The following is a 12,591-nucleotide window of genomic DNA, read 5'->3' on the forward strand; positions in this document are numbered from 1 at the left end:
AAACAATGCTCAGACCTTGAGTGGCAGAAATCCCAGCGCCAGCAGACCGAGCGCTGCCGGAATGCCGAACAGCCAGGCACGCCGCTGCCAGCCGGGTGTCTGGTCCTTCCAGGCCAGCCGGAACCGATGGCCGCAAATCACGACGGCAAAGACGATCAGCGCCCCGGTAACCGGTGTGAGATACAGTTCTTCGCCCATTTTTTTGCTCCGATGCCGCTGTTTGCCGTGCCGCGTCCAATTTCCCCCTTCCGGGATCGTCAACCCGCGCTAAAGTGACAGGTGAACAGAGTCGTATCCGCAGAAGGAATTCAGCCTATGGCCCCAAGCTCTTACCAAGCGCCCAGCCGTGGCGACAAGACCGATAAAAAGACCCATAGCCAATCGGTGGAGTCGAATTTGTCGCATTCGCTGACCACCGTGGCCAAACTGCTGGAGGGCAAGGGGGACGCAGTTTTTTCCCTGCGCCCCAATGACACGATCAGCCATGCTGTCGAGATACTGAAGGACAAACATATCGGTGCACTGGTCGTCACCGATCAGAATGGTAAGTTGCAGGGCATTCTGTCGGAACGCGATATCGTACGCCGTATGGCCGAGACGCCGGGTCAAACTCTGCCGCAGGAGGTCTCGGCGCTGATGACTAGCGACGTAGTGACCTGCACGCCGGATGATGCCCTGATGGACATACTCAAGCGCATGACCGAGGGACGTTTCCGCCACATGCCAGTGATCGCTGGCGATAATCTTTGCGGCATGATCACCATAGGCGATGTGGTGAATTTCCGGCTCAAGGAACTGGAATACGAGGCGCTGCGGATGAAGCAGATGATCGTCGGCTGATCCTCTGGCCCCGGGCAGGCGCGATGCTTGTTCGGGGAAATCCGCGCAAAGCCTCTTGCACATGGCCCAGACCTTAGCTACATCCGCCCGCAGCGGGTGATTAGCTCAGTTGGTAGAGCGCTTCGTTTACACCGAAGATGTCGGGAGTTCGAGTCTCTCATCACCCACCATCCCGCACATAACCAGAACCAGACATCAGCAAGTATTCGTCGCGTTTCGCCATGGCATCATGTCAATGAACTATGGCAATGCGCAGCCGCGAAGGTCGGCTTTGTCCTCTCCAGCGCAGCTTTTGAATTGGCTTGACACCTCTCTAATTGACGACTAGCTCAGCGGTCGCTTGAGGCATGCCGCCTCGCGCAATGGAGATTTTATGAAAGAGACCCGGGCCTAACGCCCGTTCCTGGCGACTCAAATTCAGGAATACCGACATTGATAGGCACACTCACGCGCGATGCTGAGTGATCCTGTTTATGTACTTTCGTAAGATCGAGACATCCCAATGAATATCTCAAAGCACGAGCAGCGTGTTTTGCATGAACTCGCTCTTGGTGGGTCTATCCATCATGAGCGCCTCGAAAACGGCAAAATACACGACATCACCTGTTACACACGCAACGGTCATGTGCTGACCGACTGTACCATCAGCGTATTCCAGCGCCTTTTGAAGCGGCGTTTTATCCGCTCGAAAAACGGCGGTCCCTACCGCGCATCCGCGTTGGGGGTCAAATCCGTGCGCGCACAAATGAACCAAAGATAGGAAAAAACAATGAACCACGCAGAAATAGAGCCTATCACGAACGTCCATAGGTTGGCATTTGGCGATGCAGAAGGACCTGAAATCGCTAAGCTTGCTGAGAGCTTTCTCGCGCTACCTGACACAATTTCAATTAGTGCCAAGCGCGCTGGTAAGATCGTTGGTAACGTGCTGTTCACACCGTTTGTCTTTCAGGATCACCCAGACGCAAAATGCTACCTGTTGGCACCTCTTGGTGTGTTGCCCGAGTATCAGGGATATGGTGTTGGAAAAGAAGTGATGGAAACCAGTATCGAACACCTCAAATCCATCGGAACAGATGCTGTGTTCGTGTTGGGCGTGCCGACCTTCTATCCAAGGTTCGGGTTTGTTGCGACAGAAAAACAAACACCGTTCCCGGATCTTTTGACGATGCCGGAGCCGTGGATGGAACTTGCGTTGAAAGCTAAATCGGCAATACCGCTGAGCGGTAAAACGATTGCGGTAGAGCCATTCATGCAGCCACATTTTTGGGACACATCAGGTCGGGGGTGACGCCACCTATTACCCAATAACCACAGGGCGAACCAGACATTTATAATTTCAGGATGAACGTCTGGATTGTCCGCAAAGCCGATGTTTGCCGGATTCAGAAGTGCCTCGGATGCCGATGGTTTGAGTTTTCCATGAGGCATGTCAACAGGCTATTCGCGACATGAATGCACGCCATGTTTCCTCAGAAATTTAGAGAAGCAGGGCTACTCGCATTTGCACAGCATTGCACTGTGCGAGCGTCTTGCATCGACGGCGTCAGATCAGCTCTGTCGCGCGGCCGAACAGGAGTTCCCATTGCGCGCCATCGCTCAAGGACACGGTTCCGGCGCCGGAGGTCTGATCTGCGCTTCTGGTCATTGATACGGTTCCGGTTCGGCCATCATCACATTTAAGCGCAACCTGCAGGGTTTTGGACGTGTCAGCAGGGTCGTACTCTCCGCGGCATTGGGTGGTCCCGTCTGAAACGTCGATCGTCCCGTTCTGAGCAACTGCACTGGCCTGGGAGATCGCGGGTGTTCCGTCTTCACCGGGAGGCGGCAGTACTGCGCAGCCGGCAATTGTGGGTATCAAAGCGACCAGGAAAGCGAAACGAGCCACGGCAATCTCCATGCTGTTGACCATGGGGACCCTACCATTGCTTCGGATCAGGGCAAGGGGGCTGGAACGCAATCAGAAAAGTGGGAACCGGTTTTCGGATTAAGTTGCGCCTTAAATCAAGTAAATAGAGCATCGCCTATGAGTCTGCTTAAGAGAGAGATGCCCTATTGCGCAGCGGTCGAGACGAAGAAGTAGACCCATTCACCCTTGAATTCCTGGTTCTCCGCACGGGCTTCGGCCACCCGCGCCTGCATCCAGTTCAGATACGGTTCAGCTGCTTCCACCAGTGGCCGGGTGTCGTCATAAAGCGGTTGCGAGGCGGCGAAGGCCACGGCAATTTCCTGACCGTAAGGTGGGCCGATGGTGATGTAGAGACCGGGGTCTCCGGGGCGCTCGGCGCCAACGCGCAGGGCGGACTTGGCCTTGGCCAGCGTCAGCGGCGCGCTGTCATTGGGTGACAGGTGGATGACCTGTCCTTTGGCGTCGAAATAGTCGACATAGACATAGGCGTCATAATCCGGCGCGGTCAGGTCTAGGATCAGTTGCTGGCCGTCGGTGTAACGAAACTCGCGTGCATGGGTGTCCTCGCCGACCAACAGCGGGTTGGTGATCTGGTCGGTGGATTGCGGCAGCCCGACACCGGCGATCCCGGTCAGCGCGTCGCATTGCGGGCGGGGAAGGATCAGCAATGTGTCTGCCACGGCGATATCCGCACCCATCTGCGCCTGCAGCGCCTGCAACACAGGCGCGCGCATGTCCGCGTCCGGTACATGGCCCACCAGTTGCAGCGTATTGGTCGCCGGCTCGAACTGCACCTGCATCCGAGCGCAGGGAATTTGCGCCAGAATACCGCTGATCCCGTCGCGCAGCTCTGCCGCCGTATCGCCCGCATCCTCTGGTGCCATGAAGCTCTGGAAGGCCGCCAGCGAGACCGGATCGACCGGTCCATCCCCCGATCCACTGAATGCTAGCGCTGCCTTGGCGCGGGTCACCTCCGGCGCAGTCTGGGTCAGGGCGACTGAATTCGGCTGGGCCTGAGCGAGCGGCTGAGCCGCTGCCGGAGCGTCGATAAGCGGCGTGGCGTCGGGCGCGGCGAGGGTCAGAGGTTCGGGCTCTGCCGGGCTGCCGGTCAGGGATAGGGCGGCAGGCAGGGCGGCCAGTACTACGGCCTCGCTCTGATCCGTTGGTGTGGCGCTTGCAAGACGTTCCACTTGTGGTTCGGCGGTGGTGAGTGCGGCAGCGGGCGCGGGCGTGGCAGACAGGGTCGCTACATCCGCCTCAGTTGCGTGTACGGTTTGCCCGCGCGCCTCACGTGCCGAGAGGGCGGTGGCAGGGGCCTCAGCAATCGGCGCGGACACAACAGGCAACGCGACTGACTCGGCCCGCGATCGCGGGATCGCACCCTGACCAAGCCGCGCGCCACTGGCGTCTTCGGCGGCGGCGCTCTCGCTTTCCGGGGTCGCAGGCTGGGCCTCGCTGCGTTCGACTTGGTAGGCCGAGAGCTGCATTTGGCTTTCCGGTACTGGTTGGTCTGGCATGAGCTCTGGCTCAAGCGACCAAAGCAGCACTGCTCCAGCGGCCAGGTGCGCGGCCAAAGAGGCTGCGATGCCTGCCAGCCAAATGAGCGGGTTGCGCGTCACGGGCTGGCCTTTGGTGGGGTCACGACCAACACGACTTCGCGCGCGCCCATCGCCTCGAAGCGCGCGATCAGCGGCAGCACCCGGCGCAGTTCGGCGTCTCGATGGGCGTTGATGCGGATCAGGCTGTCGGGCTGATCGGCCAGCCGGTCCGCGACCTGTTGCTCTGCCAGCGCAATATCGAGCGGCACGCCATCGAGCGCCAGATCGCCCGTGGCACTGACTGACAGGGTGACACCGCCGGCAGGCATGTCGCTGCCGGTGGTGCCGGTGGGGGGCGTCACGTCAAACGGTGCCGTGGCGTCCATCCGGCCGATCAGCATGAAGAAGACAAGCAGGAAGAAAACCACGTCAATCAGGGCGATAATCGTCTCGGGCGGGGTGCGTGGAGCGGGGCGCGTGATCCTCATTCCACCGCCTCCAGCCGGACGACGCGCATTTCGGTGACGCCCGATTGAGTGACCAGATCCATCAGCGAGACCAACGCCTGCATCCGGGCCGACCCGGTGGGCAGGATGATGACCTGCAATCCGGGCGCCTCATCCAGCCGGACGCGCAAGAGGTCCGCCAAAGCGGCGGTCTCGAATGTCTTGCCGCGCAGCACTGGCTGGCCATCCGCACCGAGGCGGATCAGCAATACCTCTGCCGGGGTATCTGAAGCCGCTTGCGCCGGGGCGGGCGCATCGCGTTGTGCCAAGGCCGGGATCATGTCGAGGTTCAGATAGGTCGAGGTGACCATGAAAAAGACCAGCAGGATCAGCATCACGTCGATCATCGGCACCAGCGAGATCAGTGCGCGGGGCGGTTTCGGCCGTCGAAGGCTCAGATCACCCGACATGGCGTGTTCTCCTCAGCCTGTGGCGCGTTCCTCGATGACCATCAAGCGACCGACGGCGTTTTCGATGGCCTGCGCGCCGCGCTCGGCGCGTCCCGACAGGAGCGAGGCACCGACGGCGGCCGGAATGGCGACCAACAGCCCGGCGGCGGTGGTCAGCAGCGCTTGCCAGATCCCGCCTGCCAGAACGGATGCATTGGCCGATCCCTCGGCCAGTTCCAGCTCCTGAAAGGATTGGATCATTCCGGTCACGGTGCCCAGAAGCCCCAGCAAGGGCGCAATCATGGCGATCAGCTCCAGCATCCGGATCATTGCGTTCATGGTGGCAAATTCCTCATTGCCACGCCGGATCAGCTCGGCCATGAGCGCCGGTCCCTTGAACCCGTCGATCAGTGATTGCATCGCATAGGCGCAGACTCGGTCGGCAGGGGCGCGGCCCGAGGCGACTTGCGTTTGTGCCTGCGTCTTGTCGCCCTTGGCCCAATCCGCCAGCGCCTGATCCCGTGCCGTTCCGCCCGAGGTGACAGGCAGCAAGCGCAGGGTCTTGACCGCGATCACGGCCAGAGAGAACAGCGACATCACCGCCAGCAGCGCGATGATCGGCCCGCCCGTGCTGAGATTGTCCAGACCCGGCACGGTTTATTGCGCCAATGTGGCGCTGGTCTTGCTGTCCAGCGCGAGGATCGGGAAACAGTCGATCGGTTCAGCGTTCTGCGGTTTGCAGACCGGCAGGTCATGCAGCAGGATCTCCGAGATATTGTCGCAGCTGATTTCCGGGATCTCGAACAATTTCAGCACCGTGCGGCTGACCGGAAGGGGGGCGGCGTCGATGCTCAGCAGTCGGTCGATCACGCCGTTGCCATCGAGAATGGCAAGCGACATTTCGAACCCTTCGAAACTGTTGTCGGTCTGGTTTCGGAACAGGAAAAACGCACGGCAACCGCCACCCTCAGTTGGCTCGAATTTGTTGAGCTGTACCGTCAGCTTGCCCTCGTCAGCCTGCACCATCCCGGCGCATAGCATAGTGGTCGCACAAAGCGCGGTCCGCAGCCAGTTCTTGTTCATGTTTCCCTCCCTCTGGCGGTGCGGGGTCTAGGCCCCGATCGCCTTGTTCACCTTGCGCAGCGATCCCAGAACCGTTGCGCGGATCTTGGTATCGGCAAACCCGCTCTGATCCACCGCCTTGAAAAATGCGGTGTTCATCAGCCCGACATGGTTGCCGATCTGGCGCTGCGCCGCCTTTATCAATTTCTGCCGTTCGCTCGCGGAGCCCGCCTTTTCGATCTGCGCCAGCAGCGTGTCCAGCCGTGTATCCAACTGACGGATCGGTTGCACCAGCTTGGCGATCTCGCGCTGCGCGTGGCCAAGCCCCTCGGTTTCGCCGGTTACCTTTGCCACCCCTGCGATCAGTGTGCGGACGTCACCTGCCGCCGATTTGCGCGCCCGTGCCCAGTCGCGCCGCGCGCCGGCCAGATCGGGCGCTGCTTGATCCGGCGGGGGTTGTTTGGCTGATGTGGCCTGCGCGCCACGAAGGCGCTCGGCAAGCTCTGAGAGCGATTTCGTAGCTGCCTCCAGCTCATTGCGCTTGATCTGCGCTGCTATCTGCTTGGTTGCGGCCGTCGCGAGACGCTGCGCGTCGGGCCCGATGCGCGCGGCCTTCATCAGGGCGTCTTTCAACTGAGTGGAGAGTGCCCTTTGCGCGGCCTTGTCAACACCCGGTTTCGGTTCACTCGCGGCGCTGGTATCTTGCGGGACAGTGTCGCCGCCCTTTTCCTGCTCATGTTGCACGGGCGCGGCGCCGTCAACCAGCTGCACATCTGTGGAAACACCGTTGTCCTTCAGGTATTTCCGGATGCTCTTGGCAAGATTGGGCAGAGTGCTTTCGCACTCCAGCTGGATCGTCTTGGCATCCGCCCTCATGCGGCCAAAGGCGGTTTTCGGCGATGAACCGATCTTTTTTGCGTCCTTGGCCAAACCCGCAGGGGGCTGCCGCTTGTCCAGCAACAGGACGTCGTCATTCTTGCTGCCAGGGCAGAATGCAAAGCTGATGCTCTGCTTCCTGGCAAGATTCACCATCTGGCGCAGTGCCGCGCCGTCAGTCGCCTGTGTCGCCATCGCAATGGGTCCCGCCGAAATTATCAGTTTGACTTTGACCAGACTATAAGGCTGACTGTTCGTCAAGACAGGAGGTCAGGGGCCAATTCGGATGCAACCCGAAGGGGCAACTGTTGCCGCGAAGAACAAAGAATCCAGCGGAGCTAAAATGGATCTGGCTGCCTATCTCGAACCACGGGATACAAATCCGCCAAGCGGCGACAATCTTGAATATGACCCGGCCTTCACAGACCTGGAACTGGCCGCACAGCCCGGCGAAGAACAGCAGATGGGCGACGAGGTCAAGGAAGCGCAAGAGCAAGACTGGGGTGACGTAAAGGCCAAGGCGCTGGCCGTCATGGAGCAAAGCCATGACATCCGGGCCGGCGTATTTCTGGCCGAGGCAGCGCTGAATACCAAGGGTCTGACCGAATTTGCCGGCACTACCAATTACCTGCGCGCCCTGCTCGAGGATTACTGGGACACCTGCCACCCTGAGCTGGATGAGGATGATGGCGACGCCACGATGCGGATTAACGCGGTGGCGGGGCTGGGCGCCTCAGACAGGGTTCTGCGCGCTCTGCGCCGCACCGCACTGACCGACAGCCGCATGTTCGGGCGCATCACGCTGCGCCATATCGAAGTGGCCGAGGGCACCGCCAACATGCCGTCTGATTTGGACGACGTGCCGGACGCGGCATCGGTCTCGGCAGCGTTTCAAGACACAGATGACGAGGCGCTCGCGGACAGCCTGGCGGCAGTGAACGCAGCGCTTGAGGATGTCGATGCCATCGACAGCGTCTTCGTGGAAAACACGCCCGGCGAGGGGCCGACGCTAGACCCGCTCAAGGATACTCTGAAGAAACTGCAGCGCGCGCTGGCCAAACATTCTGGCGCCGAGGTTCCGGCAGATGAACCGGAGGGCGCGGGTGATGCGCCGGCAGCGGGCGGTGGCGCGGCCCCAGCGCCATCGGGTGGCGGCGGTGGTGGGGCGATCAACTCGCCAACGGATGTGACCATGATGCTTGACCGCATCATGGATTATTATGCGCGCACTGAACCTTCCAGCCCGGTGCCGATCCTGCTGGATCGCGCCAAGCGGTTGGTCAGCGCCGATTTCCTGACCATCATCGAGGACATGGCCAAAGAGGGCCTGTCCGAAGTGCGCCGCATTGGCGGCATTAAAGGCAGCGACGACTACGATTATTGACCGGTCGGGCCGCGCCCGCTCCGGACAGTGGAACAGAACGGATGAAGAATTGAGGAGGCTCAGACATGGCCGGTAGTTCACAGAAATTCATAGCCAGAAACAGGGCGCCCAGGGTTCAGATCGAATATGATGTGGAGCTTTACGGCGCCGAGAAGAAAGTTCAGCTGCCCTTCGTGATGGGCGTGATGAGCGATCTTGCCGGCAAGTCCGAAGTGGAACAGCCCGCCGTGGCCGACCGCAAGTTCCTTGAAATAGACGTCGACAATTTCGATGACCGGATGAAGGCACTGGCGCCCCGCGCCGCCTTCACCGTGCCCAACACGCTGACCGGCGAGGGCAACATGGCCGTCGATATCACCTTTGAATCGATGGATGATTTCAGCCCGGCGGCGATTGCCGCCAAGGTCGAGCCGCTCAAGGAGTTGCTGGATGCCCGCACCCAGCTTTCCAACCTGATGACCTATATGGATGGCAAGACCGGGGCCGAGGACCTGATTTCCAAGATCATGCAGGACCCAAGCCTGCTCAAGACACTGGCCGCCCAGCCCAAGCCGGGCGATGACGCAGCCGAGGAGGAGTAAAAGATGGCCGACGAAGAAGCCCAGGTCGAAGCCGCCGAAGGCGCAACCGCGTTTGGATCATCCGAATTCGAAGCGCTGCTGACCAAAGAGTTCCGCCCGAAATCCGATCAGGCCAAGACTGCCGTTGAAAGCGCGGTCAAGACATTGGCCGAACAGGCGCTGGCCAATACCGCGCTGATCTCGGATGATGCGCTGCGCTCGATCGAAGGCATCATCGCCGAGATCGACCAGAAGCTGACCGAGCAGGTCAACCTGATCCTGCACCACGAGGATTTCCAGCAGATGGAAAGCGCGTGGCGAGGTCTGCATTATCTGGTGAACAACACCGAAACCGACGAGATGCTCAAGATCCGTGTCTTGAACTGCTCCAAGAAGGACATGCACAAGACACTGCGCAAGTTCAAAGGCACCGCCTGGGATCAGTCGCCGATCTTCAAGAAGCTATACGAAGAGGAATTCGGCCAGATGGGTGGCGAGCCATATGGCACGCTGATTGCCGATTACCATTTCGACCACAGCCCGCAGGATATCGAGCTGCTGGGAGAAATGTCCAAGATTGCCGCCGCGGCTCATGCGCCGCTGATCACCGGCGCCAAGCCGACCCTGTTCCAAATGGACAGCTGGTCGGAACTGGCCAACCCGCGTGATCTTACCAAGATCTTCCAGACCCCCGAATATGCCGCTTGGCGCAGCCTGCGCGACAGCGAGGACGCCAAATATGTGGGCCTTGCAATGCCCCGCTTCCTGGGCCGTCTGCCCTATGGTGCCAAGACCGAACCGGTCGAGGAATTCGCCTTTGAGGAAGAGACGGACGGGTCCGACAGCAGCAAGTATGGCTGGGTGAACGCGGCCTATGGCATGGCGGTGAACATCAACCGGTCCTTCAAGGAATACGGCTGGTGCTCACGCATCCGTGGCGTGGAATCAGGTGGCGCGCTGGAAAACCTGCCGGCGCATACATTCCCGACCGACGATGGCGGCGTGGATATGAAATGCCCTACCGAGATCGCAATCTCCGACCGGCGCGAGGCAGAACTGGCCAAAAACGGTATGATGCCTCTGATCCACCGAAAGAACACCGACACGGCGGCCTTCATCGGTGCGCAGTCGCTGCACAAACCGGCGGAATATGACGACCCGGACGCCACCGCAAACGCCAATCTGGCGGCGCGGTTGCCCTATCTCTTCGCGACTTGCCGATTCGCGCATTACCTCAAGTGTATGGTGCGCGACAAAGTCGGTTCCTTCAAAAGTCGCGACGACATGCAGTCCTGGCTGCAGGACTGGATTAACCAGTATGTCGACTTCAACGCCGATATTTCGGCCGAGTCCGAGAAGGCGCGCAAACCGCTCGCTTCGGCCGAGGTCGTTGTCGAGGATGTGGAGGGAAATCCGGGGTATTACACCTCGAAATTCTTCCTGCGTCCGCATTATCAGCTTGAAGGGCTTTCGGTCTCGCTGCGGCTTGTTTCGAAGCTTCCGTCAGAAAAGGGCGCTTAGTGAAAAAGTTCGCAGATTGATGATTCTTTCTGAGTTATCCCTTTGTCATCGAAACGAAGTGTCATCGAAACGAACAACGCGGCAATGATACCTCCGCACCTCGAAGGAGACGAGAATGGAAAACGTATATATCAAAATCGACCAGATCCCCGGTGAAGCACGTGAAAAGCAGCACAAGGACTGGATCGCGGTCAAATCTATCGAATGGAATGTCGAACGCACGCTGGACATGACCGATCTGGGGACCACCCAGCGCGGCTATGCCAACACCAATTTCGGCAAGATCTCTGTCACCACCGAACTCAGCAAGGCCTCGGCCAAACTGATGACCTATGTCGCTTCGGGCAAGGCCTCGAAGGAACTGATCATCCACATGTGCCGGGCCGGTGATACCGAGAAGAAGGGCATGGAGCCCTATCTGGTCTGGACCCTGCGCCATGCCATCATCGACAGCTATTCGGTGTCGGGCGGCGAAGAGCAGATCCCCGAGGAAAGCTGGACGATTGCCTATCGCGGCATCGAGATCAAATACAAGATCGCCGATTTCGACACCGGCGCACTCAGCGACTGCAACTCGTTCTTGTGGAACCTGGAGACCGGCGACGTAAGCTGATCCCAACACGCGACCGGCCCCGGCGGTATCAACCGCCCGGGCCTTTTTTCTATTCTGCATTCTGGGATTTGAGCGGGCGAGGATACCATGACGCCGGAAGAACATTTGAAATCGGGCGACCTGACCGCCACTCTGTCCAGCCTGCAGGACAAGATCCGGGCCAACCCCGCAGACCCCGCTCTGCGGATTTTCCTGTTTCAGCTCCTGTGCGTGCTTGGGGACTGGAAACGCGCCATCACGCAGCTGAAACTCAGCGCTGAAATGGACGAGCTGGCCACGATGATGGCCAAGACATATCGCGAGGCAATCATCTGCGAGGTCTACCGCGAAAAGGTCTTTGCCGGTGAAAAGACCCCGCTGATCTTTGGCGAGCCAGAGGAATGGCTGGCACATCTGATCGAGGCACAGAAGCTTTTTGCGGGCGGCCACTCCGCTGAGGCTGCCGAGTTGCGCGCCAAGGCGTTCGATGCCGCTCCCGCCACCTCCGGCACCGTGAACGGCGAGGCGTTCGAATGGATTGCCGATGCTGACATGCGGTTGGGTCCGGTGTTGGAAGTCATTGTAAACGGACGCTATTTCTGGCTGCCCTTCTCGCAGATCGTGAAATTGACCTGCGAGGAACCCAGCGATTTGCGCGACGCGGTCTGGACTGCTGGCACGCTGACTGTCGCCAGTGGTGGCGAGGTCGCGGCGCTGATCCCGACCCGCTATCCCAATACTATCGCGCAAGGCGACGATGCCGCGAAACTGGCCCGCGCCACCGAATGGGTAGATGGCGGGGCCGAGACCTTTGTGGGCGTCGGCCAGCGGCTGCTGGCCACCGATCAGTCGGATGTCGCCCTGCTGGATCTGCGCGAGCTTGTGCTGGATGTCAGCCCCGCCGAAGAACAGGTCTCAGATGGCTGAACGGACACTGGCAGAGCGGCTTCAGCCGTCGCTGCTCGACCGGCTGACCGATGATGCGCCAGAAACGCAGAAAGAAGGGCGCGACGCGCGGGTCATCGACGTGTCCCGCCTGCGCGAGATCATTCAGCGTGACCTGTCCATGTTGTTGAACACCACCGATCATTCTGACCTGATCGACGCCAAGACCTTTCCGCACGCGACCAAATCGGTGGTAAATTACGGCATCCGCGAAACCTCGGGCGCGTTTTCTACTATGGAACGCGCCCGGTTGATCCAACGCTCGATCGCTGACGCAGTAGCGGTGTTCGAGCCGCGCATCGTCGACGGATCGGTCATGGTCGAGTTGCGCTCGGAGGAGCGCTCGGGCGAGATGCAGATCGATTTCGACATCCGCGCGGTGATGTGGGCCCAGCCGATGCCGCTGGAACTCTACCTGCGCAGCCGGGTCGATGTGACTACTGGCGAAGTCGCCATCGAGCGGAGCTGA

16 protein-coding genes and 1 tRNA gene are annotated in these 12,591 nt (G+C 60.0%); 10 read left to right on the plus strand and 7 right to left on the minus strand.

Going from position 1 to position 12,591, the window contains the following annotated elements; all coding sequences use genetic code 11:
- Positions 1-9: 9 nt before the first annotated feature.
- The gene (locus tag AB1E33_RS04320; RefSeq protein ID WP_372576036.1) at positions 10-198 is read right to left on the minus strand and encodes a hypothetical protein; all 189 of its coding nucleotides are present in this window, start codon (positions 196-198) and stop codon (positions 10-12) included.
- Positions 199-315: 117 nt separating this feature from the next.
- On the opposite strand from AB1E33_RS04320, the gene AB1E33_RS04325 reads away from it, so the two are divergent.
- The 4 genes from AB1E33_RS04325 to AB1E33_RS04340 all read left to right on the plus strand — a co-directional run bounded on the left by AB1E33_RS04325 (position 316) and on the right by AB1E33_RS04340 (position 2,131).
- Entirely contained in the window at positions 316-840 is a 525-nt protein-coding gene (locus AB1E33_RS04325) for a CBS domain-containing protein (RefSeq protein ID WP_372576037.1), read from the plus strand.
- A 94-nt stretch (positions 841-934) separates the two neighbouring features.
- Positions 935-1,010: transfer RNA gene (locus AB1E33_RS04330), tRNA-Val, on the plus strand.
- 332 nt (positions 1,011-1,342) lie between these two features.
- Positions 1,343-1,600: a YjhX family toxin gene (locus AB1E33_RS04335; RefSeq protein ID WP_372576038.1), complete on the plus strand. Its 258-nt coding sequence runs from the start codon at positions 1,343-1,345 to the stop codon at positions 1,598-1,600.
- 9 nt (positions 1,601-1,609) lie between these two features.
- A complete protein-coding gene (locus AB1E33_RS04340; protein WP_372576039.1) occupies positions 1,610-2,131 on the plus strand; it encodes a GNAT family N-acetyltransferase in 522 nt (173 codons plus the stop codon).
- Positions 2,132-2,892: 761 nt separating this feature from the next.
- Here the strand turns inward: AB1E33_RS04340 and AB1E33_RS04345 are convergent.
- The 6 genes from AB1E33_RS04345 to AB1E33_RS04370 all read right to left on the minus strand — a co-directional run bounded on the left by AB1E33_RS04345 (position 2,893) and on the right by AB1E33_RS04370 (position 7,315).
- Positions 2,893-4,266, minus strand: coding sequence for a DUF4384 domain-containing protein (locus AB1E33_RS04345; protein ID WP_372576040.1), 1,374 nt, complete (start codon positions 4,264-4,266; stop codon positions 2,893-2,895).
- A gap of 98 nt (positions 4,267-4,364) precedes the next feature.
- The gene (locus tag AB1E33_RS04350; protein WP_372576041.1) at positions 4,365-4,775 is read right to left on the minus strand and encodes an ExbD/TolR family protein; all 411 of its coding nucleotides are present in this window, start codon (positions 4,773-4,775) and stop codon (positions 4,365-4,367) included.
- Entirely contained in the window at positions 4,772-5,203 is a 432-nt protein-coding gene (locus AB1E33_RS04355) for an ExbD/TolR family protein (RefSeq protein ID WP_372576042.1), read from the minus strand. The genes AB1E33_RS04350 and AB1E33_RS04355 overlap by 4 nt, the downstream gene beginning before the upstream one ends.
- 12 nt (positions 5,204-5,215) lie before the next feature.
- A complete protein-coding gene (locus tag AB1E33_RS04360) occupies positions 5,216-5,836 on the minus strand; it encodes a MotA/TolQ/ExbB proton channel family protein (protein WP_372576043.1) in 621 nt (206 codons plus the stop codon).
- Positions 5,837-5,839: 3 nt separating this feature from the next.
- Positions 5,840-6,265 carry a hypothetical protein gene (locus AB1E33_RS04365; protein ID WP_372576044.1) on the minus strand — a complete coding sequence of 142 codons (426 nt, stop codon included), beginning with the start codon at positions 6,263-6,265 and terminating at the stop codon, positions 5,840-5,842.
- A gap of 27 nt (positions 6,266-6,292) precedes the next feature.
- Entirely contained in the window at positions 6,293-7,315 is a 1,023-nt protein-coding gene (locus AB1E33_RS04370) for a hypothetical protein (RefSeq protein WP_372576045.1), read from the minus strand.
- Positions 7,316-7,463: 148 nt separating this feature from the next.
- Here AB1E33_RS04370 and tssA point away from each other — a divergent pair, with 148 nt between their 5' ends.
- The 6 genes from tssA to tssE all read left to right on the plus strand — a co-directional run bounded on the left by tssA (position 7,464) and on the right by tssE (position 12,591).
- The gene (gene tssA, locus AB1E33_RS04375) at positions 7,464-8,504 is read left to right on the plus strand and encodes a type VI secretion system protein TssA (RefSeq protein WP_372576046.1); all 1,041 of its coding nucleotides are present in this window, start codon (positions 7,464-7,466) and stop codon (positions 8,502-8,504) included.
- 65 nt (positions 8,505-8,569) lie between these two features.
- Complete coding sequence (gene tssB / locus AB1E33_RS04380) at positions 8,570-9,085, plus strand: type VI secretion system contractile sheath small subunit (protein WP_306196183.1); 516 nt, start codon at positions 8,570-8,572, stop codon at positions 9,083-9,085.
- A gap of 3 nt (positions 9,086-9,088) precedes the next feature.
- Positions 9,089-10,585, plus strand: a complete 1,497-nt coding sequence (tssC, locus tag AB1E33_RS04385; protein ID WP_372576047.1) for a type VI secretion system contractile sheath large subunit — start codon at positions 9,089-9,091, stop codon at positions 10,583-10,585.
- A 115-nt stretch (positions 10,586-10,700) separates the two neighbouring features.
- Complete coding sequence (locus AB1E33_RS04390) at positions 10,701-11,198, plus strand: Hcp family type VI secretion system effector (protein ID WP_372576048.1); 498 nt, start codon at positions 10,701-10,703, stop codon at positions 11,196-11,198.
- 87 nt (positions 11,199-11,285) lie between these two features.
- Complete coding sequence (locus tag AB1E33_RS04395) at positions 11,286-12,104, plus strand: type VI secretion system accessory protein TagJ (RefSeq protein WP_372576049.1); 819 nt, start codon at positions 11,286-11,288, stop codon at positions 12,102-12,104.
- Positions 12,097-12,591, plus strand: coding sequence for a type VI secretion system baseplate subunit TssE (gene tssE / locus AB1E33_RS04400; RefSeq protein ID WP_372576050.1), 495 nt, complete (start codon positions 12,097-12,099; stop codon positions 12,589-12,591). The genes AB1E33_RS04395 and tssE overlap by 8 nt, the downstream gene beginning before the upstream one ends.

The sequence above is a fragment of the Ruegeria hyattellae genome, assembly GCF_041537925.1.
Classification (GTDB): Bacteria; Pseudomonadota; Alphaproteobacteria; order Rhodobacterales; family Rhodobacteraceae; genus Ruegeria_C.

Coding starts and splice junctions, on each gene's coding strand:
- AB1E33_RS04320 (WP_372576036.1), bottom strand. CDS start 198: ATGGGCGAAGAACTGTATCTCACACCGGTTACCGGGGCGCTGATCGTC.
- AB1E33_RS04325 (WP_372576037.1), top strand. CDS start 316: ATGGCCCCAAGCTCTTACCAAGCGCCCAGCCGTGGCGACAAGACCGAT.
- AB1E33_RS04335 (WP_372576038.1), top strand. CDS start 1,343: ATGAATATCTCAAAGCACGAGCAGCGTGTTTTGCATGAACTCGCTCTT.
- AB1E33_RS04340 (WP_372576039.1), top strand. CDS start 1,610: ATGAACCACGCAGAAATAGAGCCTATCACGAACGTCCATAGGTTGGCA.
- AB1E33_RS04345 (WP_372576040.1), bottom strand. CDS start 4,266: ATGCCAGACCAACCAGTACCGGAAAGCCAAATGCAGCTCTCGGCCTAC.
- AB1E33_RS04350 (WP_372576041.1), bottom strand. CDS start 4,775: ATGAGGATCACGCGCCCCGCTCCACGCACCCCGCCCGAGACGATTATC.
- AB1E33_RS04355 (WP_372576042.1), bottom strand. CDS start 5,203: ATGTCGGGTGATCTGAGCCTTCGACGGCCGAAACCGCCCCGCGCACTG.
- AB1E33_RS04365 (WP_372576044.1), bottom strand. CDS start 6,265: ATGAACAAGAACTGGCTGCGGACCGCGCTTTGTGCGACCACTATGCTA.
- AB1E33_RS04370 (WP_372576045.1), bottom strand. CDS start 7,315: ATGGCGACACAGGCGACTGACGGCGCGGCACTGCGCCAGATGGTGAAT.
- tssA (WP_372576046.1), top strand. CDS start 7,464: ATGGATCTGGCTGCCTATCTCGAACCACGGGATACAAATCCGCCAAGC.
- tssB (WP_306196183.1), top strand. CDS start 8,570: ATGGCCGGTAGTTCACAGAAATTCATAGCCAGAAACAGGGCGCCCAGG.
- tssC (WP_372576047.1), top strand. CDS start 9,089: ATGGCCGACGAAGAAGCCCAGGTCGAAGCCGCCGAAGGCGCAACCGCG.
- AB1E33_RS04390 (WP_372576048.1), top strand. CDS start 10,701: ATGGAAAACGTATATATCAAAATCGACCAGATCCCCGGTGAAGCACGT.
- AB1E33_RS04395 (WP_372576049.1), top strand. CDS start 11,286: ATGACGCCGGAAGAACATTTGAAATCGGGCGACCTGACCGCCACTCTG.
- tssE (WP_372576050.1), top strand. CDS start 12,097: ATGGCTGAACGGACACTGGCAGAGCGGCTTCAGCCGTCGCTGCTCGAC.